Origin of the sequence: Lapillicoccus sp., from assembly GCF_025353065.1 — a bacterium.
Lineage (GTDB): Bacteria > Actinomycetota > Actinomycetes > Actinomycetales > Dermatophilaceae > Lapillicoccus.
The window spans coordinates 1-3,682 of the sequence record NZ_JANXRJ010000243.1; the positions used below are offsets into that span (position 1 = coordinate 1).

A 3,682-nucleotide genomic window follows, 5' to 3' on the forward strand; every position below is an offset into this window, starting at 1 on the left:
ACGCGTGTCGAGCCGCCTGCCGTTGCCGTGCCGCCGAGGTCGAGCCGGCGCCCCAATCCGACCACCGTCCCAACCGTCGTTGTGGTCCCATCTATGGAGGAACGATGAGCTATCCCGAATTGGACCTGGAATTCCGTTCGCTGACCGCTCAACCGCTGGACTCCGAGGCTGTGCGGGCCGAGGTCGTACGCGGGATCGCCGCGCGTGCGCGCCTTCGCCGGACTGCAGCACTGGTGTCTTCGGCTTTGGCCGTGGTGGTCCTCATCGGCGGGATCGGGTTGGTCGCCCAGACCGACCGCGCAGCCCCCGACCCGGCCGCATCGACATGGCCAGCGGAACCGGCGGCGGTCATTCCGCCGGGGTCGCACATGGTGCCCTTTACCGGTGCGGTGAACATCAGCTCACCGGTCACTCCGACCGTTGATGCTCCGACGGCCGCCGACACCATGGTGTGGTCCCGTGATGTCAACACGTTGCAGGTGGCCTGGACGGCGCCACGCGCAGCCGGGGTCTCCACCGCCGCACGGCCGACCGGCTCCGTGTTGAACGCTGTCGAGTTGATGCAACGTGGGTATGTCATCTCCCCGTCGGCTGGATTGACCGTCGGAGCCACCGCAGTCGGCAGCGAACCTGATCGGCTCGCTCCGCTGGTCGCGCCGCGGCAAATCGTACTGGCTGGTCACCCGGCAACGTTGGGCAGTGACCCCGGTTCGGTGTGGCCGACCAGTATCGGCATCAGCCCGGTGAAACGCTGGCTGCAGTGGCAACTTCCCGATGGCCGGTACATCCACGTCTGGGCCGGGACCGGCGGAGATCCGGCCTTGTTGGCATTCGGTGCCGGGTTGATAGATCGACCCACCACCCTGACCCGGAAAACGACAGTCGGTGTGAGCTTGCCCGGCTACACCGTGCAGGGCATCGTGGAGATGGGGACGGCGACCGAATTGGATGCAGCGCAGTCCTTGTTGTGCCCGACCGGAACTGTCACCACCCTGGCGACGGTGACGCCCCCCTGCCTTCAAGTGAGCGTCGTACCGACGCGGACGCTGGGGCTGGACCCGACAGCGAAATACGTTGCGGTGACCGTCGATGGGCGTACCACCCGGCTGAACCTGTCCACCCAGGAGGCCAGTGCCGATCTAGGGCGTGGCTTCTCGGTTTCCCTGTTCAGCGCCTTGACCACGGACGTGTCCGCCCTGGATCTGGCGACCCTGGCAGCCGCGGTACGACTGGACCCGTCGGTCGTCTTGGGGCACTCCCGACTGATCGACCCGCCCCCGGGCCGCAGCACCGTGCAATCCTCGACCGGGTCCGCATCATCGGCTGCCAACCCCAGCGGACCTGGCCATTGACGCCAAGGCGGACACCCGCCCGCCTGGACGTTCCTTCAACGTTCGGCTACCGGTGCGTGCGATGGACGGTCTGACTCAGCGCCTTCAAGGCGGTGCTGCGAGGTGGGTGCAAGGATGCGAGCATGTCCATCAGCCAGGAAGCGCTCGGGCGCTTCACGGTGCTCCGCAGGTACCGCTGGGCGTTGGCCGGGTCGATCTTCTGGTCGATCAGCACGCTGACCTACATCACGCTGATCGTGCTGGCTGTGGCAACTGGCAAGTCGCCCGGCTTCCAACAGATCTTCTGGCTCGTGTTGAGCGTGGGCTTCGTAATTCAAAGTGGTATTTCATTGGTGTGGCATCGCCGGGAGCGAGCCGCGGGTCGGTTCGAAGTGGACTGATCGGCCAACTGGGTGCGGATCCGTGACCGGTCAGAGAGGCTGCCGCGGCCACCGAAGTGGTTGATGATGGGTCTCCTCTAGAAAAAGTTGTTCGCGGTAGGCAAGATCACCCTATCGGCGCGTTCGCGTTCGATTTTCCTGGATGGGCGGGGCGGCGTGAAGGTTCGTTCGGGTGTCGTGCGTGGTGGTATCGCTGTGCTGTTGGTGGTGGGCGCGTTGAGTGTGGGCGCCTTGAACGCAGAAGCTGGACCTTCCGTGGTGACGTCGGGGCCGACAGGTGCGGCTGCACCGGCGGTGTCGCCGGCCAGCGGGACGTTCGTGCCGTTGACACCGACGCGGATCCTTGACACCCGGATAGGCCTGGGCGCGGCGAAAGCCCCCGTGCGCGGCGGTTCCAGCGTCGCGGTGCAGATCGTGCGTCGCGGTGGGGTTCCGGCGTTCGGGGTGGCCGCGGTGGTGATGAACGTGACGGTCGTCGGTCCGACTGCGGCCGGCAATGTCCGCGTCTGGCCCGACGGAGTGACAATGCCGAACTCGTCGAACCTGAACTTCGTCGCCGGCCAGACCGTCGCCAATTTGACGATGGTGAAAGTCGGCGCGGACGGCAAAATTCGAATCGCGAACAGCGCCGGCAGCGTGGATGCGCTGGCCGATGTGTCCGGCTACTACGTGGCCGGATCTTCCCCCTCGGCCGGGTCGTTCCACGCTCTCGTGCCGTCCCGGGTGCTGGACACCCGCATCGGGCTCGGCGCGCCCAAGAACCCGCTGTTCCCTGGCGGAAATCTAGATCTGAAGGTAGCTGGCGTTGCGGGTGTGCCGCCGACGGGGGTGGTGTCGGTCGTGATGAACTTGACGGTGGTGGCGCCGACGAAACCCGGGGATCTGCAGGTGCCCTCGCCCAACGATGCGCCAAGCACGTCGAGCCTGAACTTCGCGGCTCACCAGACGGTCTCGGGCCTGGTGATCGCGTCGCTGTTCACCGGGCCGGGCTATCAGGGTCACGTCGAGTTCACCAACGACAGCGGCGGCTACACCCAGGTGGTGGGCGACGTGCTGGGCTATTACGACGCGGGCAACGTCTCATCCGTCGGGGCCTACGTCGGTGCCGGGCCCGCACGAATTTTGGACACCAGATCCGGCATCGGGGCGGTCACGGCGCCCATCCCCGCGCAGGGAACGCTGTCGGTGTCCGTGGGAGGCCGCGGGGGGATCCCAACGGCCGGAGTTGCGGCAGTCATCGTCAATTTGACCGCCGTCCTGGCCAAGGCACCGGGCAACGTTCGGGCCTGGGCCGACGGGTCGCCCGTGCCGGTGGTGTCCAACGTGAACCTCATACCCGGCGCCACCGTTCCCAACCTGGCTGTGGTTCCGGTCGGTGCGGACGGCAAGATCCGGGTATTGAACAACAGCACCGGATCAACCAACCTTCTGATCGACGTCGTCGGTTACTTCACCGCGGCTCCCCGGCCGGCATGGACCGAGCCGGTTGACGCTCAGCCTCGGCACGGTGACCCGTACACGATGTCCTGCGTGTCGGCGACGTTCTGTCTCGCCGCTGACCGCACGGGCAATTCTGGAGTTTTCAACGGCAGCACCTGGAGCGCACCCCAACGGGCGACGATCGGCGACCCGATCTCCTCGGTCTCGTGCGTGAGCGACACCTTCTGCGTCGGCTACCGCGGAGACAAATGGGTTCAGGTGTTCAACGGGACCAGTTGGGGGTCCAACACCGAGGTGCTTCCCGATGAGCAGTATGGGACGTTCGGACCGGTGTCCTGCGCGACGGTCACCTTCTGCGTGATGGTGGGAGAGCAAGGCCTGTCCGCGGTGTTCGACGGCACCAAAGCCGTCGGGGAATACGTCGTGCCCGGTGGGGATACGCCCTCATCCCTGTCATGCCCCGCGGCCGATCTTTGCTTCGCCGGAGGGTCGGACGGCCAGATCTACACC

The 3,682-nt window shown here is 66.2% G+C and carries 2 protein-coding genes and 1 pseudogene; all 3 read left to right on the top strand.

The genetic code is table 11. The features are described 5' to 3' along the window. The first annotated feature begins 104 nt into the window (after positions 1 to 104). Positions 105 to 1,352, top strand: a complete 1,248-nt coding sequence (locus tag Q0R63_RS17945) for a hypothetical protein (protein ID WP_295700353.1) — start codon at positions 105 to 107, stop codon at positions 1,350 to 1,352. Between the two features lie 122 nt (positions 1,353 to 1,474). Further along, on the top strand, positions 1,475 to 1,732 hold the full coding sequence (locus Q0R63_RS17950) for a hypothetical protein (protein ID WP_295700356.1): 258 nt from the start codon (positions 1,475 to 1,477) through the stop codon (positions 1,730 to 1,732). 87 nt (positions 1,733 to 1,819) lie between these two features. After that, positions 1,820 to 3,682 (top strand): annotated as a pseudogene (locus Q0R63_RS17955) (hypothetical protein); the annotation flags it as partial.

Bases quoted from the DNA above. Each gene is read 5' to 3' on its own strand.
- Q0R63_RS17945 (WP_295700353.1), top strand. From the start codon at position 105: ATGAGCTATCCCGAATTGGACCTGGAATTCCGTTCGCTGACCGCTCAA.
- Q0R63_RS17950 (WP_295700356.1), top strand. From the start codon at position 1,475: ATGTCCATCAGCCAGGAAGCGCTCGGGCGCTTCACGGTGCTCCGCAGG.